General features: G+C 63.6%; 24 protein-coding genes. 19 read left to right on the plus strand and 5 right to left on the minus strand.

The window, feature by feature from the left end; all coding sequences use genetic code 11:
* Positions 1-7 precede the first annotated feature (7 nt).
* Positions 8-586, minus strand: coding sequence for a hypothetical protein (locus NO876_RS07370; RefSeq protein WP_256421219.1), 579 nt, complete (start codon positions 584-586; stop codon positions 8-10).
* A gap of 132 nt (positions 587-718) precedes the next feature.
* On the opposite strand from NO876_RS07370, the gene mobA reads away from it, so the two are divergent.
* Entirely contained in the window at positions 719-1,333 is a 615-nt protein-coding gene (mobA, locus tag NO876_RS07375; RefSeq protein ID WP_256421045.1) for a molybdenum cofactor guanylyltransferase, read from the plus strand.
* Positions 1,334-1,336: 3 nt separating this feature from the next.
* Here the strand turns inward: mobA and yqeC are convergent, their stop codons facing one another.
* From yqeC to epsC, 3 genes are all read right to left on the minus strand, one after another.
* Complete coding sequence (yqeC, locus tag NO876_RS07380; RefSeq protein ID WP_256421046.1) at positions 1,337-2,110, minus strand: selenium cofactor biosynthesis protein YqeC; 774 nt, start codon at positions 2,108-2,110, stop codon at positions 1,337-1,339.
* A 120-nt stretch (positions 2,111-2,230) separates the two neighbouring features.
* A complete protein-coding gene (locus NO876_RS07385; protein WP_256421047.1) occupies positions 2,231-2,602 on the minus strand; it encodes a CBS domain-containing protein in 372 nt (123 codons plus the stop codon).
* Between the two features lie 90 nt (positions 2,603-2,692).
* On the minus strand, positions 2,693-3,556 hold the full coding sequence (gene epsC / locus NO876_RS07390) for a serine O-acetyltransferase EpsC (protein WP_256421048.1): 864 nt from the start codon (positions 3,554-3,556) through the stop codon (positions 2,693-2,695).
* Positions 3,557-3,774: 218 nt separating this feature from the next.
* Between epsC and NO876_RS07395 the strand changes: the two genes are divergently transcribed.
* The 5 genes from NO876_RS07395 (at position 3,775) to NO876_RS07415 (ending at position 10,367) form a co-directional block, all read left to right on the plus strand.
* On the plus strand, positions 3,775-4,350 hold the full coding sequence (locus tag NO876_RS07395) for a DUF1684 domain-containing protein (protein ID WP_256421049.1): 576 nt from the start codon (positions 3,775-3,777) through the stop codon (positions 4,348-4,350).
* Between the two features lie 370 nt (positions 4,351-4,720).
* Entirely contained in the window at positions 4,721-6,274 is a 1,554-nt protein-coding gene (locus NO876_RS07400) for a class I adenylate-forming enzyme family protein (RefSeq protein ID WP_256421050.1), read from the plus strand.
* 126 nt (positions 6,275-6,400) lie between these two features.
* Entirely contained in the window at positions 6,401-7,753 is a 1,353-nt protein-coding gene (locus NO876_RS07405; RefSeq protein ID WP_256421051.1) for a hypothetical protein, read from the plus strand.
* A gap of 111 nt (positions 7,754-7,864) precedes the next feature.
* A complete protein-coding gene (locus NO876_RS07410; protein WP_256421052.1) occupies positions 7,865-8,824 on the plus strand; it encodes an NAD(P)-dependent oxidoreductase in 960 nt (319 codons plus the stop codon).
* 781 nt (positions 8,825-9,605) lie between these two features.
* Complete coding sequence (locus tag NO876_RS07415) at positions 9,606-10,367, plus strand: IclR family transcriptional regulator (RefSeq protein WP_256421053.1); 762 nt, start codon at positions 9,606-9,608, stop codon at positions 10,365-10,367.
* 205 nt (positions 10,368-10,572) lie between these two features.
* On the opposite strand, the gene NO876_RS07420 is transcribed toward NO876_RS07415, so the two are convergent.
* Positions 10,573-10,968, minus strand: a complete 396-nt coding sequence (locus NO876_RS07420) for an acyl-CoA thioesterase (RefSeq protein WP_256421054.1) — start codon at positions 10,966-10,968, stop codon at positions 10,573-10,575.
* 124 nt (positions 10,969-11,092) lie between these two features.
* Here NO876_RS07420 and NO876_RS07425 point away from each other — a divergent pair, with 124 nt between their 5' ends.
* The 13 genes from NO876_RS07425 to NO876_RS07485 all read left to right on the plus strand — a co-directional run bounded on the left by NO876_RS07425 (position 11,093) and on the right by NO876_RS07485 (position 26,110).
* Complete coding sequence (locus NO876_RS07425) at positions 11,093-12,439, plus strand: hypothetical protein (protein WP_256421055.1); 1,347 nt, start codon at positions 11,093-11,095, stop codon at positions 12,437-12,439.
* 267 nt (positions 12,440-12,706) lie between these two features.
* Positions 12,707-13,561 (plus strand): methylenetetrahydrofolate reductase, encoded by an 855-nt coding sequence (locus NO876_RS07430; RefSeq protein WP_256421056.1) that lies wholly within the window; start codon positions 12,707-12,709, stop codon positions 13,559-13,561.
* Between the two features lie 357 nt (positions 13,562-13,918).
* Entirely contained in the window at positions 13,919-14,641 is a 723-nt protein-coding gene (locus NO876_RS07435; RefSeq protein WP_256421057.1) for an ABC transporter ATP-binding protein, read from the plus strand.
* On the plus strand, positions 14,634-15,344 hold the full coding sequence (locus NO876_RS07440; protein ID WP_256421058.1) for an ABC transporter ATP-binding protein: 711 nt from the start codon (positions 14,634-14,636) through the stop codon (positions 15,342-15,344). Before NO876_RS07435 ends, NO876_RS07440 begins: the two co-directional genes overlap by 8 nt.
* A 431-nt stretch (positions 15,345-15,775) precedes the next feature.
* Positions 15,776-16,663, plus strand: coding sequence for a branched-chain amino acid ABC transporter permease (locus tag NO876_RS07445; protein WP_256421059.1), 888 nt, complete (start codon positions 15,776-15,778; stop codon positions 16,661-16,663).
* Positions 16,660-17,622, plus strand: a complete 963-nt coding sequence (locus tag NO876_RS07450; RefSeq protein ID WP_256421060.1) for a branched-chain amino acid ABC transporter permease — start codon at positions 16,660-16,662, stop codon at positions 17,620-17,622. Before NO876_RS07445 ends, NO876_RS07450 begins: the two co-directional genes overlap by 4 nt.
* A gap of 294 nt (positions 17,623-17,916) precedes the next feature.
* Positions 17,917-19,149 carry an ABC transporter substrate-binding protein gene (locus tag NO876_RS07455; protein ID WP_256421061.1) on the plus strand — a complete coding sequence of 411 codons (1,233 nt, stop codon included), beginning with the start codon at positions 17,917-17,919 and terminating at the stop codon, positions 19,147-19,149.
* A 353-nt stretch (positions 19,150-19,502) separates the two neighbouring features.
* Positions 19,503-20,585, plus strand: coding sequence for an amidohydrolase family protein (locus NO876_RS07460; protein ID WP_256421062.1), 1,083 nt, complete (start codon positions 19,503-19,505; stop codon positions 20,583-20,585).
* Between the two features lie 7 nt (positions 20,586-20,592).
* Positions 20,593-22,164 (plus strand): class I adenylate-forming enzyme family protein, encoded by a 1,572-nt coding sequence (locus NO876_RS07465; protein WP_256421063.1) that lies wholly within the window; start codon positions 20,593-20,595, stop codon positions 22,162-22,164.
* A gap of 127 nt (positions 22,165-22,291) precedes the next feature.
* Positions 22,292-22,657, plus strand: a complete 366-nt coding sequence (locus tag NO876_RS07470) for a VOC family protein (protein WP_256421064.1) — start codon at positions 22,292-22,294, stop codon at positions 22,655-22,657.
* Between the two features lie 177 nt (positions 22,658-22,834).
* Complete coding sequence (locus NO876_RS07475) at positions 22,835-23,620, plus strand: HpcH/HpaI aldolase family protein (protein ID WP_256421065.1); 786 nt, start codon at positions 22,835-22,837, stop codon at positions 23,618-23,620.
* Positions 23,621-23,725: 105 nt separating this feature from the next.
* Positions 23,726-24,658 carry a VOC family protein gene (locus NO876_RS07480; protein ID WP_256421066.1) on the plus strand — a complete coding sequence of 311 codons (933 nt, stop codon included), beginning with the start codon at positions 23,726-23,728 and terminating at the stop codon, positions 24,656-24,658.
* Positions 24,659-25,087: 429 nt separating this feature from the next.
* Positions 25,088-26,110 carry an ABC transporter substrate-binding protein gene (locus NO876_RS07485; protein WP_256421067.1) on the plus strand — a complete coding sequence of 341 codons (1,023 nt, stop codon included), beginning with the start codon at positions 25,088-25,090 and terminating at the stop codon, positions 26,108-26,110.
* Positions 26,111-26,132: the final 22 nt, after the last annotated feature.

A 26,132-nucleotide genomic window follows, 5' to 3' on the forward strand; every position in this document is an offset into this window, starting at 1 on the left:
CGGGGAACTATTCGACGTCGGCCTCGCGTAGCGCCTCGGCCAACCGCGAGCCGTCGGGAACGGCGTCTTCGAACGCCGTGGATCCGATCTCCACCCCGCCGTTGACCGAGAGGAAGCCGAGCCCCCCGGCCGCCGCGTCGTCGAGGTTAGTCAGGAACGCGACCTTCCGGGTCGCGGGGACGCCGTCGACCGACACATCCGCGTCGATCGATCCGTAGAGCCGCCGGTGCTCGTGGACGTGCTCGACGCAGCGCGCCGTGGGCGCGAAGAGCAATAGGAGGTACAGGGCCGGCCCCTCGCGACCGAGCCGCTTCCGGAGGTCGTGGGCGTCGTCCTCGTAGAAGTACCGCTCCATCCGTCGGTACTGTCTGAGGATCTCGTTTGCGCCGCCGGCCATCCGGACGGCCGGGTCCGCCTTCAGTTCGACGAGGTACTCGATCCGCTCGGGCGGTTTCGTCCGGACGTAGAGGTCGACGGACCCACGATTGCCGTAGTGGTCGTAGGGCTCTTCGAGACCGATCTCGGGGCCCTCAAAGGCCGCCTCGAAGTGCTCGACCGCGGCCGTCGCCAGTTCGTCCTCCCGCATCGGTTCGATGGACTGCCCGGCGGGATATATGCGCTCCGCTCCGCCGACCGTCCCGTCCGATCGACCCGTCCCAGCGTCCCGGTCCCGATCGGCTCTCGCCACGTTCTTGATCCTCGTTCTCCTACGGGAGGTATGCGCGCAGTACTCGTCCTCGCCGGCGGGCGCTCGACCCGCTTCGGCGATCGGGACAAGGCCGTCGCGGACCTCGACGGCACGCCGATGATCCGCCGCGTCGTCGACCGCCTCGCGCCCGTCGTCGACGAGGTCGTCGTCAACTGCCGGGACGACCAGGTCGACGCCGTCGCCGACGCGTTCTCCGACGCCTCGTTCGACCCGACGTTCGCGATCGACCGCGACCCAGACGCCGGTCCGATGGCCGGCATCGCTCGCGGACTGGAGGTCGTCACCGCCGAGTACACCGTCGTCGTCGCCTGCGATATGCCCTTCGTCGACCCCGACGTCGTCGAGTTCCTCTTCGAGCGCGCGGCGGGAGCCGACGCAGCGGTCCCCCGTCCCGACGAGTGGTACCAGACGACGCAGGCCGTCTACCGGACCGAGGCGATGGCGGCGGCCTGCCGGCGCGCGCTCGACCGCGGGGACGACCGCATCGTCGCGCCGCTCTCGGACCTCGAGGAGGTCGTCGTCGACGCCGACGAGATCGAGTCGGTCGGCTCGCTGGACACCTTCGAGAACGTCAACACGCCCGAGGAGTTCGAGGCCGCGAAGGAACGGATTCGAGCGGAGTGAGGGCTACAGATCTGCCGACCGAACGACGTCGACGACCGGATCGTCCGCGCGCATCTCCGCGAGCACGACTCGCGGGACGTCCGCGCGCTCGTGTATCTCGCTCGCGACCTCCCGGGCCGTCGCTTCGAGGTCGGCGTCGTCGACCATATTGAGTAACGGAATCGGCGTCGCCCCCTCCGGGACGTCTTTGAGCCCGCCGCGGTCGCTCGCGAGCACCTCGGCGACGTCCGCCGCCTCGATCGTCTCGCCGGGTTCGAGCCCGGTGAGCTTCGACACCTCGTCGACCCGGTGCACCAGCGACTCCGAGAGCGGTTCGCCGACCGCGTGCACGCTCGCGATCGACACCACCGTGTCCGCTGTTCTGGGGAGCCGCGGCTCCCACTCGTCCGGCGCTTTGAACCGCCGCATCCGCGCGCCGTCGGCCTTCACGAGGACGGGTACGTCCAGTTCGCCGAGGGCGTCGACGACTTCCGGCTCGTACCCGCGATAGCGATCCTCGCGCTCCCGCTCGGGGACGAGGCCGATCGGCCACCCGTCGATCGCCGCGCCGTCGGCCCGGTTCGCGTCAACCGTTAGCCGCTCGCGGGCGACGTCGACCGGATCGTCGGTGACGACGACTTCTTCCACCCAGTCGTCGAAGATGGGAATTCGGACCGTCGCGGTGACGACCGCGCGGTCGAGTCGCGCAGCGAGCGCCGCGAGGGTCGTCTTCTTGCCGCCGGCACCGACCACGCAGGTGATCCCGGTATCGGCGTTCAGTGCAGCAACGAGATCCATACGCGCCGAAGGCGGCCCGGGCAGTTGAATCGTGTGCTTTCGAGGGCGTCGGGGGTCGCGACGAGAGACCGTCCGCCCCGGCCGTTCGGGACCGACCGTTTTCACCCGGGATTTCCCCGATCAGGTGTGTTGCGCCGTGATATCGGTCGAGGAAACCATCCCGACGAGGTCGTCGTCGACGACCGGGAGGTGGCTGATCCCGAAGTTCTCCATCATCGCGGCCGCCTCGGTGAGTCGGAGGTCCGGTGGCACCGTCTCCACCGATTCGGTCATCACGTCGGCGACGGTGACGGTCGCCGGGTCGCGCTCGGCGGCGACCGCGTCGAGCACGTCCGTGCTGGTGACGATCGCGAGTTCGGTCGTCGGCACCAGCAGGGCGCTGACGTTCTCCTCTCGCATCCGCGTCGCCGCCTCGACGAGCGTCGCCTTGGGGCTGATCGTCACGAGCGGCGTCGACATTACGTCTCGCACCAGCGTCTGAGTGGTTGACATACCCCGACCGACGCGGTCGAGGGGCTTCGGCTTTTCGTCATCGTCGCCCACGATTCTCGCCTGCCGACAGTACGATCTCCCCGACGCCGCTCAATCGTACCGCTTGCGCTCCTGCGTCGGATGGTCCTTGATGAACACCTTCGTGTGATCGTCGACGTCCTCCGTGATCCAGGAGTTCGCGCCGATGCTCACGTGGTCGCCGACGGTCACCGCCCCGAGAACCTTGGTCCCGGCCCCGATGACGACGTGATCGCCGATGTCGGGGTGGCGCTTGTATCCCTTCTTCAACGCGTGCTCGTCGCCCTCCTCCTCCTCGAAGTGGAGCGCGCCGAGCGTCACGTCCTGGTACAGTCGGACCCACTCGCCGACGGTCGCCGTCTCGCCGATGACCACGCTCGTCCCGTGATCGATGAAGAAGTGTTCGCCGATCTCCGCGCCCGGGTGGATGTCGATGCCGGTCTGTGTCTTCGCGGACTCGGTGAGTTCCCGCGCGTACTCGCCCGCACCGATGTCGTAGAGCACGTGTGCGACGCGCTGGACCGCGATCGCCAGGAACCCGGGGTACGATCGAATGATCTCCATGTACGTCTTCGCCGCCGGATCGCCCTTGTACGCGGCCTCGACGTCGCGTTTGAGGAGGTCTCGAACTCGGGGGAGACTGTCGAGCACTGCGGCCACCGTCTCGTTCGGTCGGCCGTCCGAGTACGGACAGATCCCGGCCTTGAACAGGCTTCCCAGGTCGTCGAGTCGGTCCAGCACGGCCAGTTCGTCGCGGACGAGCTCCGGTGCGTTCCAGCACGTCGGGAAGAACAGTTCCTGGAGGATCGCGATCTCCTCTCGGCGGTGGTCCCGATCCGGGAAGCACGCCGTCACGCTCGTCGGAAACGGTTCCGTGTCGTCCTGATACGAGGCGAACAGTCGTTCGTGGGCGTCGCCGGCGTATCGGTAGTCCATATCCCGCGTTTGCGCCAGGCCCGTATTATAGTAGCGTTTGCAGGGATTCTCTCACCCACTGTCTCTCGCTGTGGTGCGGACCGCCGCTCGATCTCGGCGTGCGAAGCGATCGCCTCGCCCGTGCATCCGCCCCTGCGACCGCGCAAGTGTTATTGTCCGCTGGAAACAATATTACCGTGATTGTCGGACCAACGGGTCGATCGACCCGATTTCAACCTATGAGCACACACGACGACAGCAACTGGCAGGAGGCGGTCGAGCGGAATCGCGAACGGAAAGAGCGGTACTTCCGCGAGAACCAGCGCTCCCCGATTCCGCCCGAACTGCGGGGGGAGGCGTTCCCCGGCCTCGACCACTACGACGTCGATCCGGACTACCGGTTCGGGCTGGCGCTTCACCGCTACGACGACCCCGAGACGGTCACCGTCGAGACGACGGCCGACGGCGAGCAGACGTACCGTCGCGTGGGGCAGTTCCGGTTCGAGGTCGACGGGACTGAGGTCACCCTCGATGCCTTCGAGCCGACTGACGGGAGCGATCGGCTGTGGGTGCCCTTCCGCGACGCGACCAGCGGTGAGGAGACGTACGGGGCTGGTCGGTACATCGACCTCGAACCCGCCGAGGACCGCCGCGACGACGGGACCTGGCTACTCGATCTCAACCGCGCGTACAACCCGACCTGCGCGTACAACCCGGCGTACGAGTGTCCACTCGTCCCGGCGTCGAACTGGCTGGACGTCTCCATCGAGGCCGGCGAACGCGACTTCCCGGTCGAAGTCCACGCCCACGAGTAAGCGCGGTCGGCCCTGGCAAAAGACCGCCGACTGGTCTCCCCGGGAACACGGGTGACCGTGTCTACGGCGTCGACCCCATACGGGCCGTATCTTCCGTTTCGGTGCTCGTGACTCCACGCGGCTGCGATTAGTACTAATAATTGATATAATGGAAGAAACATAATAAGATAAATATAGACTTAAATAAGTTAACTACCTTCACAACGATCTAAAATGGTTAGATAGAATTATAATCAAAATATAGAAAATTTATTGATATAAATACTATTGAGATATGTTCAGACAACCGCTCGTGCCGTCAGCATCCGGCGACGGACGTCATTGCGGGTCTTTCTCAAATTATAAGTTAGATCATCTCGTCCCCGTTATTATGCATCACACGTCGACGGTAGAGGTGCCTCCTATCAAAGATCTGTCTCGAATCGCGGCGGAGAACAACCCGGACAAGGTCGCGTTCGGCAACGGCGTCGACGGTGAGACGATGACTTGGTCGGAGTTCGACCGCCGGAGTAATCAGGCCGCCAACGCGTTCAGACAGCACGTCGGCCAGGGCGATCGGATCGCGCTGCTGTGTGAGAACTCCCTCGAACACACCGTGCTCTGGAACGGCGGGCTGAAAACGGGCTGCACCGTCTCGAACTTACACGTCCGAGCGTCGCCGAACACGCTCGAACACGTCATCGACTCGTTCCGACCCCGCGCGCTCGTCGTCGACGAGGAGACTTCGGAGTTCTTCGAGGAGCGTCTCCGCGACAAGATCGACACCGACCTCGACGTGATCGTCAACGTCGGCGAGGCACAGACCGACTACGAGGAGTCCTTCGAGCCGTTCCTGGACGGGCAATCCACCGCCGACCCCGACGTTCGCGTGCGAGAGGAAGACACGGCCGTCGTGATGTGGACCTCTGGGACGACCGGCGAACCGAAGGGGTGGTGTCACACGAACCGGGGCCTGTACTTCCGCGCTACCACGCTCGTGAGCGTCTACGAACTGAACCGACCCGCCCGCCAGCCGCACGTCTTCACTCCCTCCTTTGCCGCCTGGTACTCCGTGGTGCTTCCCGCGCTCGTCTCGGGCGCGACGACGTACTTCTTGAGCTCCTGGGACCCGGAGACGTATCTCGAGATGATCGACGAGCACGACCTGACCAGCGCGCTCCTCGTGCCCACGATGTGGCGGGAGATCCTCAACCTCGACTCGTTCGACGAGTACGATCTGAGTTCGCTGTCTGGGGTGATGTCGGCTGGCGAGGTCCTGAACGCGACGACGCTCAGGCGGCTCCGCGAGAGCGTCTGCGACGTGGTGAAGAACTCCTACGCGGCGACGGAGGCGTACGCCACGGTGATGGAGAACCCCGAACTCACCGAGGACCGCGTCGAGAGCGTCGGCAAGCCGGTCCCCGGCGTCGAGATCCGCGTCGTCGACGACGAGGGTACCTACGAGGACGTCAAGCCGACGGGAGAGGTCGGCGAACTCGCCGTCAGAGCTCCGGACTGTCCGGTGTGGGCCTGGGAGCGCACGCGGAAGACCGAGGAGGTGTTCGAGGACGGCTGGTGGTACTCCGGCGACCTCGGATACAAGGACGAGGAGGGGTTCATTTACCTCGAGGGTCGAACCGACCTGATGATCCTCTCGAAGGGGATCAAGGTGTACCCCGCCCCCGTCGAGGAGCGACTCAACGCGCACCCCGACGTCAACGAGTCGGCGGTCGTCGGCGTCGAGGACGACGAGTACGGCGAGAAGGTCGTGGCGTACGTGTACCCCGCCGACCCCGAACTGACGGCCGAAGAGTTAGACGAGTGGTGCCTCGAGAGCGACGAACTCGCCCGGATGGAACGTCCCCGGGAGTACCGCTTCGTCGACGAGTCCCTTCCGCGCACCTCGACGGGCAAACTGGACCGGCTGAGCGCGAAAGACGAATAGAAGATTTTATATATCTATTCTACTCCCGTGTTGGGGCCTCTCTATTGGCGGTAATATTCTCCTGAGAACGCGCCTATTTTACCTAAACCTTAAGTACAATACGTCTCTCCTTTAGGCTGCACTACTATGAGCGAACGATCGTGGTCTTTCAGCGACAGTATGGCGGAGGCCGCCGACAAGGCGGGCAGTCCGGTCGAACTTATGCGCGATCTCGGTGTCGGGAAATTCACTAAAGTCCCGGACGAGATCACCAACTGGATCGAAGAGCAGCGGTCCTGGCGGGAGTCGGTCGCCTTCGCCGACCAGTCGTATCACATGACGGATCAGTACGTCGAGGGTCCCGACGCGCTCGACTTCTATCGCGACTACGCCGTCAACAAGTTCGACAACACCGAGCCCGGCAAGGCGAAGCAGCTCGTCGTCGCCAACCCCAACGGGAAGTTCATCGGGGACGCGATCTGGTTCCACCTCGAAGAGGACAAGTTCCTGAGCGTCGGCGGCGCGGCCGCGCACAACTGGCTCCAGTACCAGGCCGAAACCGGTGACTACGACCTCGAGGCCGAGATGCAGCCCCGGCCCGTCACGATGGACGAGGACCCCACCTACTACCGCTTCCAGGTGCAGGGCCCCGACGCCGTCGACGTGATGCAGGACGTCGCCGACGAGCCGCTGCCGGACCTCGGCTTCTTCAACCACACCGCCGTCTCCATCCAGGGACACGACGTCAACATCCTCCGCCACGGAATGGCCGGCGAGGCCGGATACGAGTTCTGGGGCCCCTACGAGGAGGGCGAGGAGATCAAGGAGATCGTCATGGACGCCGGCGAGGAGTACGACATCAAGCACCTCGGCGCCGAGAGCTACCAGACGCCGAACGCGATCCTCGGTTGGATCCCGCTCGTCGTCCCCGCCATCTTCGACGAGGGGATGGAGGACTACCTCGAATGGCTCGACGTCGGCGACGGCCTGCTCTCGATCGGCGGCAGCTTCGAGTCCGACGACATCACCGACTACTACTTCACGCCGACGGAGCTCGGCTACGGGCACATCATCGACACGAACGGCGACTACTGCGGCAGCGAGGCCCTCGCGGCGGAAGCCGGCGATCCCGACCGCGAGAAGGTCACGCTCGTCTGGAACGACGAGGACGTCGTCGACGTCTTCGCGTCGCTGTTCAGCGACGGCCCGACGAAGAAGTTTATGCGGCTTCCGCACCCGCGCTCGTCGGCGTGCCACTACGACAAGGTCCTCGACGACGGCGAACAGGTCGGCGTCTCCACGGACAAGTCCTACATCTACAATCAGCGTGAGCTGATCTCTCTGGCCGTCGTCGACAGCGAGTACGCCGAACCCGGAACCGAGGTTTCGCTCGTCTGGGGCGAACCCGAAGACAACACGAACAAGCGGGTCGAACGCCACGAGCAGACCGAGATCCGCGCGACCGTCGCGACGGCTCCGTACACCGAAGACAGCCGGTAAGCCGGCCACCGACTGACCAACCCACCTTACTTCGCCGCCCGGCGCAGCCCACGTTTTTCGCTTCCGCCTCAGGTGATAACTGCAAAGTACCCCAGGCCCGTCGGCCGACGTATGACGCGCGTACTGATCGATCAGGACATCACGCCCACCGACCGACTGCTCGACTATCTCGACGACGACTGGGAGGCGACCGTCGGCATCGACGGGGACGAGGAAGCTCTTCTCGAGGTCGTCGGCGAGTACGACGTGCTTCTGGTGACTTCTCGTGTCCCGCTCACTCGCGACGTTATCGCGGCGGCCGACCGCCTGAAACTGATCGGAAAGCTGGGGACCGGAATCGACTCGATCGACCTCGAGGCCGCACGGGAGTACGGCGTCACGGTCACGCACACGCCCGGTCACAACGCGCTGTCGGTCGCCGAACACGGCCTCTGTCTCACGCTCGCGTGCGCCCGCCGACTCCCGACCGCCGAGGACCTCCTCTCGGCGGGTCAGTGGCGCGACGAGTATCCGCTGGGGACGCGGGTGTCCGGAACGACGGTCGGCATCGTCGGCTTCGGCAACGTCGGCAAGCGGGTCGGTAAACTCCTCTCCGGGTTCGACGTCGACGTCTTGGTTCACGATCCGTACGTTCCGACCATCGACGCGGAACTCGCTGATGCCGAGATCAAGGCGCTCGATGATCTGCTCGAACGGAGCGATTTCGTGATCCTCACGCCGGAACTGACCGACGAGACGCGTCATCTGATCGGCCCTCGGGAACTGCGTCGGATGCGAGACTCCGCGATACTCGTCAACGTCTCTCGGGGTCCCGTCGTCGACGAAACGGCGCTCGTCGACGCCCTCCGCTCCGACGAGATCGCCGGCGCGGGACTCGACGTCTTCGAAACCGAACCTCTTCCGTCCGATTCGCCGCTTCACGCGCTCGAAAACGTCGTGACGACGCCGCACATCGCCGCGATGACTGGCGCGTGCCGACGGGGCAACATCGATCAACTCGCCGAAAATGTGACCCGCCTGTTCGCCGGCGAGTCGGTCCTCGATCGGTACGTTCCGGTCAGGGGCGAGTGATGCTCCACACGCGGTTCTGAACCCGTCGCAGTCCGTCTTCGATGCGGTTTCGACCCGCTCTCGACGGGTTGTCGCTGATCCCTGTCTTCCACTCGTAATGTCCGGTATGGTCGGGAAACGGTGAGCGACCGCTCCTCCGTGGGTCGCCATCAGGTCGAGGCTTTCACTCGACTATATGAAATGTAAAACAAAGGGACGATCCGATATATCCGGGACAATTCTCGTTCATCCTGACCCGTATTTCGAGCTTCTCTCCCCGATTTACGCTGAATATCACAGTCGTACTTGTGTTATTTTGATCCCCGTCTCTGGTACCCACGATCCCACCGTGCCGCAGTGAACGTTGGGGTCCCACTGAGTGAGCCCCCTATCTCGAAGGCCGATATTCGGTGTATGGATCTTGTGAGTTGTGTAGCGTCATCTCAGCCGGTTTCAGCTCGTTCGCACCTCGCGACGGCTTGAATATCACAATTATTAATCCGGGTCCGTCCGATATGCCCGTAACTCACCCAGTGCGAGCGAGAATCGAACGAACGCGCGAGTCGGCGGTCGCTCGTTCGACCGAAGTGGCTCCCCCGCACCGATAGCCGGGATACAATGTGGGTACGCGTGCTCGGTCGAAATGGCTTCGTCGCCCGTTTTCGAGCGGTTGTTATCTCGGACTCGTTGCGACCCTGTCGACGCCACGCGCGAAAGCGGTAGCCACGGTGACAACCGTCACCTTCCCAGATGTATCCGGAAAGACCGGAATATTCAACTGGCTTCGTAGCCTCTCGCTAGTATGCCCACTGACCGCACGCCGCTCACCACCGTCGCGCGGGCGTTCGAGATCTTGAGCATTCTCTGGGAACTGGACGGTGCCGGCCCTTCCGAGATCGCCTCGCGGTTAGACCTCCCGGACAGCACCGTGTACGACTACCTGCGCTCGCTGAACGACACACGGTACGTATCTCGGGACGACGGCGAGTACCACCTCAGTTCGTATTTCATCACTATCGGCGGGAAAATGAAATACCGGAACCGCCTCTACCAGGTCTCGAAGCCGGAGATGAAACAGGTCGTCTCCGAGACCGACGAACTCGTTGGACTGACGGTCGAAAGCGACGGGCGAGCGCTGGTATATCACCAAGAGGAGGGGAGACAGGCCCTGAACCTGGGAACGTACTCCGGGGCGACCACTCCGCTTCACACCGTAGCCACCGGGAAAGCGATCCTCGCGTACCTCCCCGAGGAGCGGATCGACGAGATCATCGAACAGCGGGGACTGGAAAAACGGACCGACCAGACGATCACCGACCCCGAGGTTCTGAAGCAGGAACTCGAACAGGTCCGTGAGGACGGCTACGCCATCGACTGGGACGAACAGGTCATCGGAATGGGGATGGCGGCGGTCCCGATCATCATCGACGAGGAAATCCTCGGATCGTTCGGAATCGTCGTCCCGACCGGTCGGATCCGGGACTCGACTTACCAGGAGGAGATCGTCCAGAAACTTCAGGAGATGACCAACAAGGTCACGATCAACTACCAGTACGGAGACTGATCCCGTCGGATCCACCTCCCGCAGCGTTTGCACGCCTTCGTGGTCTCGGCTCCGACGTCCGGGCGACCGTCGTCATCACGCGAGCCCTCGACGACGGTCGTTGGGGTGCCTGGCTGCTGGTTCCCGGATGTGGGGGTTGCCCGACTGGTGTTTCCGACTGCTTCGGTGTGCCCGGTGTCGATCGTCCCTTCTTCGGTCGAGAGTGTCAGTCGTCGCCGACAGCCGTTCTCACCGCGTCCGGAAGCGCCTGCGGCTCGTTGTCAGCCTTCGAGACGCAGACGTGCCGTTCGTCTCCGGTGAACAGCGCGTTGCCGTCGGCGTCGCGCCCCGTCAACTCCATCCCGAGGCTCTTGGTTCCGACGTCCGGTTCCACGGTTATCGTGACCACGTCACCGACGGTCACTGGACGGGTGAAATCGGTGTCCATCGACACGATGGGCAGGTGAACGCCGTACTCCTCGGGGATATCCCAGTAGGCCACGCCGCGGTCGTCCATGAACTCCTCCCCGGCGCGGTGCATCGCGTCGACGAGGTTCGGATAGTAGGCGATGCCGTGGGGATCGGCGTCTCCCCAGGCGCACTTCCATTGGTACTCGAACATCACTTCGGCATCCCTCCACCCGTATAAATATTTCACTCAGATCGTATCGAAAACGGTCGATCGGAGCGACCCGTCGGGGGCTACACAACAGTTAACCTACGGGGAGCGCGTCTCTCCTCCATAGATGAGCGAATCAACTCTCGCGGACGTCGTCCGATCGAGCGACTCGGTCGTGGATCTCCTCCGGAATCGCGGGACCGGCTGGGCCGGGTTCCCGAACGTCCCAGACGAGCACACCCACTGGATCGAGGAGCAGCGGGCCTGGGCCGAGGCGTGTTCCCTCGCGGATCAGTCCCACCATATGGTCGACTACCGGGTCGAGGGCCCCGACGCGCTCGATCTGTTCTCCGATCTCGGGATCAACGGTTTCGACCGCTTCGAGCCCGGGACGGCCAAACAGCTCGTCGTCGCGAACCCGGACGGCTACTTCATCGGCGACGGTATCCTCCTGTACCTCGACCGCGGGAAACTGGCGCTCGTCGGGCCGCCACAGACGGCGAACTGGATCCAGTACCACGTCGAGACCGGCGACTACGACGTCCGAACCGACCGAGACGAGACGTCGGGCGTCCGCGACGGTCCGCCCCAGAACTACCGGTATCAGTTGCAGGGACCGAACGCCGTCGATCTGATGGCGGAAGTGACGGACGAGCCCCTCCCGGATCTGGGGTTTTTTCGCTTCGACGACGTCAGCATCGACGGCCGCGAGGTGACGCTCCTGCGCCACGGGATGGCCGGCGAGGCCGGCTTCGAGTTCTGGGGTCCCTGGGACGACGCGGAGGCGATCCACTCGACGATCCTCGAGGCGGGCGAAGACCGGGGAATTCGACAGTTGGGCGCGAAGAGTTACGGGAGCTCCGCCGTCGTCTCCGGCTGGGTCGGGATGCCGCTGCCCGCCGTCTACGACGGCGATGCGATGTCCGACTACCGCGAGTGGCTCAGCGCGCACAGCCTCGAAGCGCACTACTCGATCGCCGGCAGCCTCGACGCCGAAGACGTCACCGACTACTACGTGACGCCGATCGAACTGGGCTACGACCGCCTGATCGACTTCGATCACGACTTCGTCGGGCGGGAGGCCCTGGCGGCGGAGGCCGAAGATCCCTCGCGGACGCTCGTCACGCTGGAGTGGGCCGACGCAGACGTCGTCGACGTCTTCGCGTCGCTCTTCGAGGGCGGACCCGCGAAGTCCCTCGACCTTCCCGTCCCGTGGCGCTCGACTTCGCATCACGACGCCGTCCGCGACGGCGACGACCTGGTTGGCACGTCGATGTGGGCCGCCTACACCTACAACGAGCGGACGGTGATCTCGCTCGCGGTCGTCGACCTCGCGGTCGCCGATCCGGGCACCGAACTCACGCTCGTCTGGGGCGAACCCGACGGACGTCGGAATCCGGCCGTCGAGCGCCACGCGCGCAGGGAAATCTCGGCGACGGTCGCACCGGTGCCGTACACGTCGGACAACCGCTGATACTGTCGGTGGTACCTACGTGGAGTACGAGACGCTGTAGCCACCGAGCGGTCTCGACGGTGTCCTCTGTGGGGAGGTGGTGGTCTCCATCTCCTCCTCATTTCCTCCTTCTCACCTCCTCCTCTGGAGCGCAGGACAACCTTTATCAGTCACTTACCACTGAGTGTAGGTAATGAGTGGATTCACAGCGGGCAGTCTGTCCGGCGGAGCCGTCGCTGTCGATCGCACGGGAACGACGGACCGAGCCCCCCACGCGGAGGATCGTCGATGACGTCCAGTCAGCGCCCCTCGGCGACCGGAACGGCGTCTGCGCTCCTCGAATCGCCGCGGTTCGAACTGATGCCGTTCGACAGCTTCGACGAACAGGTCCGTCACCTCCCCGACGGCGCGACAGTGACGATCACCGCCTCGCCGGCGCTCGAACTCGAAGCGACGATCGAGACGGCCGAGGAGGCCGCCGAAGCCGGCTACGAGGTCGTTCCGCACGTCTCGGCGCGGTACGTTCGCGACTCCGAGCACCTCGCCGAGATCTGTGAGCGCTTGGAAGCCGTCGGGATCTCCGACATCTTCGTCCCCGGCGGCGACCGCGAGGAACCGATCGGCGAGTTCACCTCCGCCTACGATATGCTCACCGCGCTCGACGACCTCGAGTACGAGTTCGACGAGGTCGGCATCACCGGATATCCCGAGGGGCACGAGTTCCTCTCCGAGGAGACGCTCGCGGAGGCGATGGAGAAGAAGGCGCCCTACGCGACGTACATCGCCACCCAGCTGTGCTACGATCCCGACACCATCCTCGAATGGATCGAGACGGTCCGCGACCGGGGTGTCGACCTTCCGATCGAGGTGGGCATCCCGGGCGTGATGAAGTACGAGAAACTCCTGAGCATCTCTCAGAAGGTGGGCGTCGGCGACTCGGTCCGGTTCCTGAAGAAGACGACCGGTCTCGTGGGCTTCGTCAAGCAGTTCATCGGGTCCCGAGGTCGATACCGACCCGACGAACTGGTCGACGGGTTGGCACCGTACGCCGACGATCCGACGTACAACATCCGCGGCCTCCACGTCTACACCTTCAATCAGGTCCCCGACACCGAGGAGTGGCGGACGGGGCGACTACAGTAGCCCCCTGTGAGACTCCGCTCGGAGAGCACTTCTCCGGGTGGTGTGGACGGGCTGGCGGACGGCCTGACCATCACTGTCGATGCACGACTCGACCCTCGTGGGGATTTCAGTCGCTGCTTTGTCGTTTCGCGCCCGAGGCTACAGTGGTGGGTGGACCGCATTCGTCGGGCCCGGCGCGCGGGAGCCGATCGATCTCCGGATCTGGTCCGACGGCGGTCACCGAGTAGACAAAAGGATTATACTGATCGGGGATGACCTGACGGTAAGGAACCAGAATGAGTGAGAACATCTCACACCTCCCGAACGGGTCGGATTCGGATCGAACGTCAGACGCCCGTCGGTCCAGAGGGAGGTAGTATGCTGTCGGTCGAGGGACTCACGAAGAAGTTCGACTCGGTCGTCGCCGTCGACGACGTCGATATGGAACTCCGCTCCGGCGAGATTCACGGGCTCATCGGCCCGAACGGGGCCGGGAAGACGACGACAGTCAATCTCATCACGGGAGAGTTGACCCCGACGAGCGGAACGATCGAGTTCGACGGAACCGACCTGGTCGGTCGCTCGCCCTCCGCCATCGCCCGACAGGGGATCGGCCGATCGTTTCAGGTCGTCCAGTACTTCCCCGAAATGACCGTCAGAAAACACCTCCGACTCGCCGTCCGCGACTCGACGGAGACCGTCAGGAGCGTCTTCAACCGGCAGGAAGACTACGGTCCACAGATACGGGAGGTAGCCGAGCGGGTCCATCTCGAAGACGACCTCGACACGGTCGCGAAGAACCTCGCGCACGGAAAAAAACGGTTCCTGGACATCGCGATGGTGCTCGGGATGGATTCGCGGGTCATCCTCTTCGACGAACCCGCCGCCGGGCTCAATCAGTCCGAGACCGACGAGGTCAAGGCGATACTGGAGAATCTCCGCGGCGAGTACACGGTCCTGATCGTCGAGCACGACGTCGACCTCGTACGCTCGATCTCCGATCGGATCACCGTCCTGCACAACGGATCGGTTCTCACCACGGACACGCCCGAAAACGTCGTCGAGAACCCGCAGGTCAAGGAGGTGTATCTCGGTGAGTGAACTACTAACCGTCGAGGACCTCAACGCGTTCTACGGCGACAGTCAGGTCCTCTTCGACGTCTCGATCGAACTCGGCACGAACGACGTCGTCGGCATCTTCGGCCGGAACGGAATGGGAAAGACGACGCTCTTGAACAGTCTCGTAAACCGGATCGACCGGAAGACTGGGACCGTCACGTATCGCGGGCAGGACGTCTCTGCGTGGTCTCCACACGAGATCGTCCGCGAGGGGATCGCGTACGTGCCGGAAGAACGAGAGATCTACCCCGCGCTCTCGGTCCGCGAGAACCTCGAACTGGCGATGACGTCGGACATCGGCGACGACGCCCGTGAGGAACGGATACAGAACGTCTTCACGCAGTTCGAACGGCTCGGCGAGCGACAGGAACAGCGTGGCGGAACGTTGAGCGGCGGCGAACAGCAGATGCTCGCCATCGGACGTGCGCTGGTGACCGATCCGGACCTGCTCCTCCTCGACGAACCGACGGAGGGACTCGCGCCCGCGATCATCGACGACGTCGTCGACATTCTCGAATCGCTGGTGACCGGCGATCGGGCGGTGCTGATCGCCGAACAGAACATCAATCGGATGCTCCCGCTCATCGACCGTGGATACATGATCCAGACCGGCCGGATCGTCGAAGAGGGAGATTCTGACCACCTCAGTGACGAGGCGATTCACGACAAGTACCTGACGGTATAACCGTCTTCACCCGCACTCACGGTATTCCCCGCCGAAGGCCCCCGTGGAGTCAGGGGACATCGTTCAGCGCCGTTTCGGTTCGCGTCTGAGGCGGCAGAAGCGTCCCTCTCACTACGCTACACGCTGTCTCGCTCACCATCCTATACGCGATCGTATCCACTGACTGCGGTGCGGCGTCCGCCGTTCGAACCGCCGTCGTCTCACCCGGCGAGGGCTGATTTGTCGGGCTGCGGGCAGTTTGGCTGAGGTCCCCTTCGTTCTGAAACCGGCACGTTTCGACGCTCCCCGGCCGCGTACCGTCGTTCGGCTTACAAAAATTATATTATGATGTGGATTATCCCGTATAGTGTGTTATCGATGACGAACATTACCTCGCACAGTAGTCGAGTACCTAACTACTACCGCTCGGACACCGCTCTCGTGTAACGGCTATGTTAGAAATTCCTCTTATAACCACTGAGAACTTTATTACCTACGCACTGAACGGCCTGAGTCGGGGGATGATCATCTTTCTGGTGGCCAGCGGACTCTCGCTCATCTTCGGGTTGATCGGGCTCATCAATTTCGCCCACGGAGCGATGCTGGCGCTGGGCGGATACGGGACCTACGTCGTGATCCAGGCGACGGGGAACTTCTGGCTCGGACTCGTGATCTCCGTCGTTCTCGTCGCGGTATTAGGACTCGCCTTGGAACGGAAGGTCTTATACTGGATCTACGACGAGCCGCTGCTCGGGTTTCTCTCGACGTTCGGTATCGGGTTGGTCATCGAAGAGGCCCTCGCCGTGTACTTCGGGAGTCGATCGTACACGGTCCCCTCGCCGCTTCCCGAGTCGGTTCAGGTACTCGGGGTAAGCTACCCGTCGTATCGCCTGTTCGTGATTCTCGTCGGAGCGGTTGTCGCTCTCGGAATCGGCCTGATCCTCGTGAAAACGCGTCTGGGGTTGGAAATCCACGCGACGGCGAATATGCAGCCGACGGCCGAGATCCTCGGCGTCGACACCGCGCGGATCTACACCATCACGTTCGTCCTCGGGACTGCGCTCGCGGCGCTCGCCGGCGCTCTCACCGCACCGATCACGTCGATGTACCCCACGATCGGTCTCGACTACATCACGATGGCGTTTCTCGTCATCATCGTCGGCGGGATGGGGAGTTTCAAGGGCTCGTTCGTCGTCAGTATGATCGTCGGACAGATCATCGCCTTCGGATGGCTGGTACTCTCTCCGACGTACGTCCGCATCCTCGTCTTCGCCGCCGCGATGGTGTTCATCCTGTACAAGCCGCGTGGCTTCTTCGGTAAGGCGGAGGTGCACGAATGAGCGACAGACTGTCGGACGTTCGCGGGTTCGTTCGGGGACTGCCTCGGCGGCCCCTGCTCGCCGTCGGCGTGCTTTTACTACTGGCCGTTCCCTTCTTGTTCCCCAGCCAGTCGGATCTCGCGACCGAGGCGCTCATCTTCGGTCTCTTCGCCATCTCCGTCGACATCGTGCTCGGCTACGCCGGACTGCTCTCGCTCGCGCCGGCGGCCTTCTTCGGGCTGGGTTCGTACACGGTCGCCAAACTCGTCGTCGACTACGGACAGTCGTTCTGGCTCGGTTTCCCCCTCGCGATCGTTCTCGCGCTCGTCCTGGCGTTGGTCGTCGGCTACGTGCCGATCAAGCGTCGTATCGGCAACGTCTACTTCGTGCTTTTCACCCTCGCGTTCGGGGCGATCGTACACGACTTCACCTTCGTCACGACGTGGCTGACCGGCGGCTCCGACGGACTCGGCTTCTTCGGCCCGCCGGAGGTCCTGGGGATCGACCTCGGTGGTAACACCGAATATTACTACTTCACGCTCGTCACCGTCGCAATCGTCGGATACGGCCTGTATCTCCTGATCAAGAGCGATTACGGCGACATCCTGCACGCCACTCGGCAGAACGAACTCCGAATGCGGTATCTCGGCTACGACACGAACCGCGAACTGATGATCGCGTGGCTCGTCTCCGCCGCGGTCTCCGCCTTCGCGGGGGCTGTGTACGTCGGACTCGTCGGAATCGCCTCGCCGTCGCTCGTCTCGTTCGCCCTGACCGGCGACGTGATCATCTGGATCATCGTCGGCGGCACGGGAACGCTCCTCGGACCGTTCGGTGCGGCGATCGGACTCGTCTTCGTACAGGAACTCCTGCAGAACCTGTGGCAGGGCGGCTACCGACTGCTTCTCGGCATCCTCTTCGTCGTGTTCGTCTTCGTGCTCCCGGACGGGCTTATGGGGCTTCTCCGGGACGAGGAGTAATCCCCTCCCTCGGTTCTCTGCTCGATCGGCCTGCTTTTGCGACGTCATCCGTTTCTCGTCGGTCGGTCCTGTCGCCCGTGGACGCGTGACCAGTCACGGGGACGCCTCAGTCGCATACCGCTTCAGATCACGGGAGACGTTTCAGTCGCGTACTCCTCAGATGCTCCCTGCTGGGGCGACAAGTCGTCCGTTTTCCCGACAGCCGATGTCGTCCGTCGCGAACCCCGCTAAATTCGCCGCTATTCGACCCGAAATTTTATTATGAATACTGGTAACAAACAGTACAGGTATACGATGATTCAACGAAGATCGTTCCTCAAAGCTGCGGGCGTCGCGGGACTCACCTCGGCCGCCGGCTGTCTCGGCGGTGGCGGCGGCGGAAGCGATTCGGTCAAGATCGGTGCGGTGATGGCCCTGAGTGGTCCGTTCGCACGAACTGGCGAAGAAAATCAGCGCGGACTGGAAGTCGCCGAGGACTATCTCGACGGCGAGATCCTCGACAGCGAATTCGAGCTCATCATCGAGGACGGCGAGTCGGATCCGAACGCGTCGATCCAGGCGGCCCGCACGCTCGTCGAAGACGAGGACGTCGACGCCATCATCGGCCCGGTGAGCAGTGGTAATTCCATCTCCGTGATGCAGTACATCAAAGAGGACGGGCAGGTGCCCCACCTGATGACCACGGCCTCGTCCGTCGAGGCCCGTGAGAACCCGGAGAACTGTAACGAGTACGGGTTCTTCATCTGGCCCAGCAATCGGCACCTCGCGCCGACGGGGACGCAGTTCATTCAGGATCTCCCCAACCACATCGACCGCGACTTCGATCCCTCCCGGGTCCACTACGTTTCACAGGACTACGCGCTCGGCCAGAACGGTCTCGAACTGGTCGAGGAGTCGATGAACGAAGTCGGTGGCGAAGTCACCGGCAGCACGCTGGTCCCGCTCGGGGAGACCGACTGGTCGTCCTACATCTCCGAAATCGCCAACAGCGAGGCCGACGTCGTCACCGGCGTCCTCACGTGGGGTGCGGCCGCACAGTTGATGCCGCAGGCCAACTCCTTCGGACTGCCCGAGGAGAAGGTGATGATGTTCAACTCCGGGAAGCCGATCGGCCAGTTCGCCGCTTCGACGATGCCCGACGAAGTCACCGTCGACGGCTGGTTCGGGACGCACTTCTACAACCCCGGACTCGACACCGACGTCAACAACGAGTTCCAGAGCCTCTACAACGAACTCGACAGCTCGCTTCTGCCGAACTCGACGGCGGGTGCGTCTTTCGAGCTGATGCGAGCGCTCGCGACGGTGATCGAAGACAGCGGCTCGACAGCCACGGACGACATCATCTCCGGGCTCGAGGGACTGGAGTGGGACTCGGTCTTCGGGCCGATCCAGTTCCGCGAGGAAGACCATCAGGCGGCGCTCAACTTCTTCGGTGGCCGACGCGTCGCGTCCGACGGAGACGCCACCGAGGTGGAAGTGTTCGAAGAGTATCCGGACGTCATTCCGGACGCGCGCTGCAGCCTCTAACCCAGCTTTTTTATCGGGGGTCCTCGGCGACGGCTTCGCCGTCGCCTCGAACCCCCGCAAAAAAGCTGGACCAAAAAAGGCCGCGAGGCTCGCGTTCGTCGCCGGCGCTACGCGCCGGCTTCCAGCGGGACCTTCGGTCCCGCCCGGCTCGCCTCGCGGTGAACGTCGTAGGTAGTACGGCGGCCCTCTGCTACTATCGTGATTTCTCGGATAATCTCCATCACCGGCACGATCGGTCGACGTCCGTCTCCGTTCGATCGAAACACGGCGTCGATCTGCGACGTGTCCAACGGTCGCGTCGCTGCGACCGGATTCACACATACATTTATTAAAAGATAGCGGGATGGTGAGGTATGAAACTCGGTCGATTCCTGGTCGAGACGCATTGCCACGCCCAGCGTCACGCCGCCCGCATCCAGATGGACGGCGACGCCGACTACGGCGAGCTCGCGAAGAAGATGGTGACCGCGGTCCCGGGCGACGAGGCCACAGAAGACGACGAGGTCATCGTCTACGACAACTCCGATCGCGTCCTCCGTGATATGGACACCTACGGCGTCGATATGTGCGTGTTGCTCCCCGGAACCTTCGGATTCACGAACGAGATGCACGCCGAGATGATGGCCGAACACCCCGAGAAGTTCGTCGCCGCCGCCTACCCGGTCCAGACGATGAAGGCGGCCCAGCGCGGCGAGGAGGAGTGGACCGCCGAGGCCGCCGCCGCCGAGGTCGACGAGTGGCTGGGGAAGGACGGCTTTCGGATGATCGGCGAGGGGATGCCGTACGACCCCACGACCGAGGAGCCGATGGAGTGGTCCGAGCGGAAGGACGAACTCCGGGAGTTCTTCGACGTCGCCGCGAAGCACGAGGTCCCGATCCGTTGGCACACCGGCTACGTCTCCGGCTACGCCACCGGCCTCGGAATCTTCGATCACTTCCCCGACTGGAGCGATCCGACGCTGGCGTCACAGATGAAGGCCGAATATCCGGAGGTCCCGATCATCTTCGACCACGGCGGGATGCAGGCCACGTGGCGCGAGCACCACGTCGATCAGTGCTGTCAGGTCGCCGCCTCCTTCGACGACGTCTACCTCGAGATCGGGTTGTACTGGGCCGACCTGATGAAGAAGCCGATGAACGACCCGAACGTCGGCGTCGATCAGTTGCTCTGGGGGACCGACTGGGGGGCGTCGATGCCGCAGATCAGCCAGCCGAACGAGGACCCGCCGTACTACTGGGACCAGATCGCCGACCGCGGGCTTCCGGCCCACCAGGTGGACTTCTGGGGCCCGAGCCTTCGACAGCTCCAGAAGTTCGCGATGGAGCGCGACCTCACCCAGGAGGACCTGAATCTGATCCTCGGCGGCAACGCGGTGCGGTTGTTCGACATCGAGGTGGAGGACGACCGGATGTTCCGGAACTACATCGACCTCTGAACGCGCGATGCACACGACATCCACCCCCGGCCTGCCGCCGATACACGAACTGTCGGCGATCGCGGCGACCAACAACCCCGACCGGGTCGCGTACGGCGAGGCGACGACCGGGAGGGAGGTGACGTGGTCGACGTTCGAGGAGCGGAGTTGCCGCGCCGCGAACGCCCTGCGCGATCACTGCGCGCAGGGCGATCGAGTGGCGTTCCTCTGCGATTGCTCGATCGCACACACTGCCCTGTTCAACGGCGCGATGAAGGCCGGTTGTGTCGTGTCAAATCTCCACACGCGCGCGTCGGCCGAGACACTGCGGTACTGCCTCGACTCGATCCGACCCCGCGTGCTCGTCATCGACGAGCAGTTCTCCGAGATCGTCGAATCCGATCTCTACGGCGAGATCACGACGGACCTCAGCGCGGTCATCACGACCGGCACCGAACGCGCCGACTACGAGCGGTCACACGAACCGCTGCTCGAATCGCACGAAGCCGTCGCCCCCGACGTCCGCGTTCGGGAGGACGACGTCGCGTCCATCCAGTGGACGTCCGGCACGACCGGGCGACCGAAAGGCTGGTGTCACACCCACCGAGCGCTCTGTCACAAGGCGCTCCATCTCGAAAAGCTCCTCGCGCTCGACCGGACCGCCGCCCAGGCGCACGTGTTCACCCCGTCGTTCGCCGCGTGGTACGCGCTGTTTCTCCCCGCGCTGTCGTCGAACGCGGCCACGTACTACCTCTCGGAGTGGGATCCCGAGGCGTACGTCCGGCTGATCGACGAACAGGGACTGACCACCGCTGATCTGATTCCCACGATGTGGCAGGAAGTGCTCCGGCTGGATTCGCTCTCCGAATACGACCTCAGTTCGCTGAACCGGGTGGTCACGAGCGGCGAGTACCTCGACGAGCGCACGCTCGCGGCGATGCGCGAGGAGATCTGCGACGACGTGTACAACAGCTACGCCGCCACCGAGGTCCTGGGAACCGAAATCAGCGCGGCGGAGCTGACCGACGACCGCGCCGGCAGCGTCGGCAAGCCCATCCCCGGAACTCGGGTCCGCGTCGTGGAACCCGGTGGGCGACCCGACTCGGTCAGACCGGCCGGGGAGACGGGCGAGATCATCATCAAGGGCCCCGACCGCGCGTCGTGGGCCTGGAACGATACGGAAAAGACCGAGGATATGTTCGAGGACGGGTGGTGGTATTCGGGCGATCTCGGGTACAAGGACGAGGAGGGTTACCTGTACGTCGAGGGCCGGACCGACTTCATGATCAAATCGAAGGGGATCAAGGTCTTCCCGACGCCCATCGAGGAGCGGCTGTTGGAGCACCCGGCGATCGAACGGGCGGCGGTCGTGGGCGTCCCGGACGAGGAGTACGGCGAAAAGGTGGTGGCGGTGATTCGCCGCACAGACCCCGACGTCGATCGCGACGAACTCGAAGCGTGGTGTCTCGAGAGCGACGAGGTCGCACGCTTCGAACGCCCGCGCGAGTACCGCTTCGTCGAAGAGTCGTTCCCGCGGACCGCCACGGAGAAACTCGACCGCGCCGAGATCCGTTCGCGAGTGATCCCGGACGGGGAGTGACTCGGCGTTCCGTCGCGGAGTGACTCAGCGCCACCGGCGCTCTCCCTCTGGCAAAGACCGTCGAATACTCCCCGATTCGGGTGCCTATATCGGAATACTTACTATCGTTGCTCGGCGTATTTCGGGTATGATCGGTGAGATCGACCACATCGAAATCGAAGCGAGCGACGCGAGCGAAATGGCCGACTTCCTGAAGAAACTCGGCTACGAGGAACACCGCGAGACCGAACACCACGGCCAGTCCTTCGAGCTCGTCCCCGGCGACGGCGACGGCCCGCTCTTCGAGATTCACACCGTCGAAGGCGAGGAGGTCCCCGGCATCAACCACATCGCCTTCGCCGTCGACAACATCGAAGAGCTCACCGAAGATCTCGAGGAGAAGGAGGTCGACTCCATCGTCGGCCCGTACCACGTCGAGAAGACCGGCCGCACGATCACCAACTTCCGCGACCCCGACGGCCGCCGCTTCCAGGTCGTTCAGGACGACGAGTAACGCGACCGTCGCCGCGTCTGTCCCTCCCCACGTTTTCCGTTCCACGCCGGTAGAGCGGTAGCCGCCGCTCCGGCCCCGGTGGGTGCACGTGTGTGGTGCTCCGCCGCCCGCCGGTTCGATCGGTCGAGCGATCCGATCGGAACGTATAACCTCTCTGCTCCCGCAGTCGATCCCACAATGGACCAGCGCAACCGCTTCCGTCGAGCCATCGAGAACGGCGAGGTCGTCTTCGGCGCTCGGTCGTCGACCTTCTCGCCGACGGTGATCGAGATCTACGGCGAACTCGGCATCGACTTCGTGTGGCTGGACTTCGAACATATGGGTCCCAGCCCGTGGGACAGTACCGTCTTCGAGGAACTGACCCGCGCGGCCGAGATCGGCGGCACGGAACTGTTCGTCCGGCTACCGAGCGGCGATCCCTCGCTGATCCGCAAGGTGCTGGACGCGGGTGTCAGGAACCTCTTCATCCCGCGCGTCGACACCGCAGAGGAGGTCCGCGAGGCCGTGGAGGCCACCCGCTTCGTCTACGACGGCGAACCCGGCGAACGGGGGATGGCGAGCGGTCGCTCCCGGACGTGGGGACTCTCCGGCGACGATTACATCGAGACCGAAGATGAAGAGGTGTGCCTCGGTGTGATGATCGAGAAGACGACCGCGGTCGACGAACTCGACGACATCCTCTCGGTTCCGGAACTCGGCTTCGTGTTCATCGGTCCCTCCGACCTCTCGGTGCAGATGGGTCACCCCGGAGAGAAGACGCATCCCGAGGTAGTCGAGACGATCGAAGAGATCACCGAGGCGTGCCACGAGGCGGGCGTTCCGACGGGTGTGATCAAGACGGACCCAGACGACATCGCCTCGGCCGTCGACGAGGGCCACCAGATCATCCGAGTCGGCGGCGACCTGGCGTCGGTCAAGTCGACGCTCTCCGATCGGATGGATGCGATCGAGTCGCTCCGGTAGCTCGGGAAGCCCGTCCGTTCCCTTTTCGCCAGCCGACATTCGGAGAAACGGAACAGACGCCGGAAGAATAATTTATTATCGTAGACGGACGTGGATCGAGTTGCAATGGATCCTGAGCTCGCTCGCCTCGGCCACGTCGCGCTGGAAACGCCCGATCTCGACGGCTCCCTGGAGTTCTTCAGAGACGCCGTCGGGTTCGAAGAAGTCGAACGCAACGGCGACACGTCGTATCTGCGCGCCGTCGACGAGTTCGATCACCACTCGATCGCCCTCTCGGAAGCCGACGAGCCCGGTGTCGACCATATCGGCTGGCAGACACGAAAGCCGGAGTACCTCGGGGAGTTCGAAGAGATCCTCGACGAAGAGGACATCGACGTGACCTGGATCGACGCCGGCGAGGAACTCGGTCAGGGCGAGGCCTTCCGCTTCACCACGCCGACCGGCCACGAGTTCGAGTTCTACTACGAGATGGAGAAGCCGGACCCGCCGGCGGAGCGGCGCTCGAAGCTCAAGAACAAGACCTACTCGCGGACGACGACCAACCCGATCGCACCCAAGCGAATCGACCACGTTCAGCTGTGGGACCCCGCGGCCAACGACTTCCGCGAGTGGCTCCAGGAGGCGCTCAATTTCCGCGTGCAGGAGCGATACGACCGGAAAGACGGCTCTCGGTGGGGGACGTTCCTCAGCGCCAACGGCAACAAGATCGAGGCCGCCGTCATCGAAGACGAGAACGCCGCGAACGACCCCGCGCTGCACCACATCGCCTACAAGGTGGACACCGCAGACGACCTCTTCGACGCCCACGACGCGATGAACGAGCACGGCATCCCGACCGACGGGATCGGCCAGCACTCGATCTCCCGCGGGAAGTTCCTCTACGTGCGCGATCCGGTCAGCGGCCACCGAATCGAGTTCAACGCCGGCGGCTACCTGGTCTTCGATCCGGAGTGGGAGACGATCGAGTGGCAGGAGGGCGATCTCGAGGACCGCCAGTGGATCGGCCAGATCGAGTCGAAGGCTCGCGTCGACTACTGATACGATCGGTTGTCGTAATTTTCGCGATCGCTCCACCGATGTCGTGATCGCTGTACATTGTTGTAACCGGCCGTGTGCCACGTCCGTCCCGGTATCTCCGGTCGCGTTCTGCCCTCGAATCGTCAAAAACGACGGATGGACCCCCGTCTCGCGGTTTGAGGAACCGGTCTCCCGGGTCGACGGATCGCGCGCTACCCGCTGTCAGCACGGTTATCGTGTTCTTAACCGTCTACGGATCCCTTGTCACCGGTGTCCGAAGAACGGATCGAGCGTTACCGGCACTCGAGCCCTTGACCACTTCTAGTGGCACCCGAACGCGTCCTGTCTCCGCTACCTCCGCCTCGTTTTTCCATCGATCGCCGCGTTGCGGTGGTTATTGACACAAATTCACAAACATTTATCTGGTTTGGTTCTGTTCCTCACGTTACGATGTCATTCAAGAGATCGGATCGCCGATCGTTTCTGAAGCACAGCGCAGCGGTCGGGACGGTCGGTCTCACCGGCCTCGCCGGCTGCTCGAGCATCACTGGCGGGACCCCCGAACTCGGCCTCGCGTTCACGGTGCCCGTCGAGAACATCGCGTCCCTGTTCGCGATCGAAGACATTCAAGACCAACTCACGAATCTCGGCTCGGAGTACGAACTCGAGGTCACCCGCGATCAGAGTACGCCCGACTCGTTGAACAAGATGGCGTCCGGAAACGCCGATTTGGCGCTGCTGTCGACCGTGAGCTACGCGTCGGCGGTTCGCCAGGAGGCGGTTCCGGGGAACATCTCGATGATCGCGACGGACTTCTGGGATGCCCACCCCGACTGGTACGGGATCACTATCTTCTCCGGAGCGGACTCTGACATCACCGAACCCGAGGACCTCGAAGGGGCGACGATCGGCGTCAACGCGCAGGGGACCGGCGTCCACGCGATGATCGTCAAGAAGTTCCAGCAGGTCGGCCTCGACCCCGAGAACGACGCCGAAATCGTCGAACTGCCGTTCCCGACCTTCGTTTCGGCGATCAACGACGGCCGTATCGACGCCGGCGTCTTCCCGGCAATCTTCGCCGTCTCCGCTCGCGGCGAGGGGTTCAACGAGGTGTACACCTCCCAAGAGACCTGGGAGCAGGAGTACCCGTTCGCCTACACCGTCGCCGCGAACAGTTCCCTCGACGAGAAGGGCGACGCCATCGCCGCGTGGGGCGAGGACTTCCGCGAGATGGTCGACTACGCCTACGACAACCGGAGCGAGGTCGTCTCGCTCGCGGCCGAGTACTTCGAGCTCCCCGAACCGCTCGTCGACGGTTTCTTCCTCACGGAAAACGACTACTACCGACAGGACCTCACGATCGATATGGACCGCCTGCAGTTCACGATGGACGAGATGGTCAACCTCGGATTCGTCGAGGAGAGCTTCGACGTCACGGAGTACGCGACGAACGACTACATCCCCTCGAACTGACGCGTTCGCCCGCCCGATCGAC

Origin of the sequence: Halobellus rarus (assembly GCF_024494595.1) — an archaeon.
Taxonomy (GTDB): Archaea; Halobacteriota; Halobacteria; order Halobacteriales; family Haloferacaceae; genus Haloquadratum; species Haloquadratum rarum.

Bases quoted from the DNA above. Each gene is read 5' to 3' on its own strand.
- NO876_RS07370 (WP_256421219.1), bottom strand. From the start codon at position 586: ATGCGGGAGGACGAACTGGCGACGGCCGCGGTCGAGCACTTCGAGGCG.
- mobA (WP_256421045.1), top strand. From the start codon at position 719: ATGCGCGCAGTACTCGTCCTCGCCGGCGGGCGCTCGACCCGCTTCGGC.
- yqeC (WP_256421046.1), bottom strand. From the start codon at position 2,110: ATGGATCTCGTTGCTGCACTGAACGCCGATACCGGGATCACCTGCGTG.
- NO876_RS07385 (WP_256421047.1), bottom strand. From the start codon at position 2,602: ATGTCAACCACTCAGACGCTGGTGCGAGACGTAATGTCGACGCCGCTC.
- epsC (WP_256421048.1), bottom strand. From the start codon at position 3,556: ATGGACTACCGATACGCCGGCGACGCCCACGAACGACTGTTCGCCTCG.
- NO876_RS07395 (WP_256421049.1), top strand. From the start codon at position 3,775: ATGAGCACACACGACGACAGCAACTGGCAGGAGGCGGTCGAGCGGAAT.
- NO876_RS07400 (WP_256421050.1), top strand. From the start codon at position 4,721: ATGCATCACACGTCGACGGTAGAGGTGCCTCCTATCAAAGATCTGTCT.
- NO876_RS07405 (WP_256421051.1), top strand. From the start codon at position 6,401: ATGAGCGAACGATCGTGGTCTTTCAGCGACAGTATGGCGGAGGCCGCC.
- NO876_RS07410 (WP_256421052.1), top strand. From the start codon at position 7,865: ATGACGCGCGTACTGATCGATCAGGACATCACGCCCACCGACCGACTG.
- NO876_RS07415 (WP_256421053.1), top strand. From the start codon at position 9,606: ATGCCCACTGACCGCACGCCGCTCACCACCGTCGCGCGGGCGTTCGAG.
- NO876_RS07420 (WP_256421054.1), bottom strand. From the start codon at position 10,968: ATGTTCGAGTACCAATGGAAGTGCGCCTGGGGAGACGCCGATCCCCAC.
- NO876_RS07425 (WP_256421055.1), top strand. From the start codon at position 11,093: ATGAGCGAATCAACTCTCGCGGACGTCGTCCGATCGAGCGACTCGGTC.
- NO876_RS07430 (WP_256421056.1), top strand. From the start codon at position 12,707: ATGACGTCCAGTCAGCGCCCCTCGGCGACCGGAACGGCGTCTGCGCTC.
- NO876_RS07435 (WP_256421057.1), top strand. From the start codon at position 13,919: ATGCTGTCGGTCGAGGGACTCACGAAGAAGTTCGACTCGGTCGTCGCC.
- NO876_RS07445 (WP_256421059.1), top strand. From the start codon at position 15,776: ATGTTAGAAATTCCTCTTATAACCACTGAGAACTTTATTACCTACGCA.
- NO876_RS07450 (WP_256421060.1), top strand. From the start codon at position 16,660: ATGAGCGACAGACTGTCGGACGTTCGCGGGTTCGTTCGGGGACTGCCT.
- NO876_RS07455 (WP_256421061.1), top strand. From the start codon at position 17,917: ATGATTCAACGAAGATCGTTCCTCAAAGCTGCGGGCGTCGCGGGACTC.
- NO876_RS07460 (WP_256421062.1), top strand. From the start codon at position 19,503: ATGAAACTCGGTCGATTCCTGGTCGAGACGCATTGCCACGCCCAGCGT.
- NO876_RS07465 (WP_256421063.1), top strand. From the start codon at position 20,593: ATGCACACGACATCCACCCCCGGCCTGCCGCCGATACACGAACTGTCG.
- NO876_RS07470 (WP_256421064.1), top strand. From the start codon at position 22,292: ATGATCGGTGAGATCGACCACATCGAAATCGAAGCGAGCGACGCGAGC.
- NO876_RS07475 (WP_256421065.1), top strand. From the start codon at position 22,835: ATGGACCAGCGCAACCGCTTCCGTCGAGCCATCGAGAACGGCGAGGTC.
- NO876_RS07480 (WP_256421066.1), top strand. From the start codon at position 23,726: ATGGATCCTGAGCTCGCTCGCCTCGGCCACGTCGCGCTGGAAACGCCC.
- NO876_RS07485 (WP_256421067.1), top strand. From the start codon at position 25,088: ATGTCATTCAAGAGATCGGATCGCCGATCGTTTCTGAAGCACAGCGCA.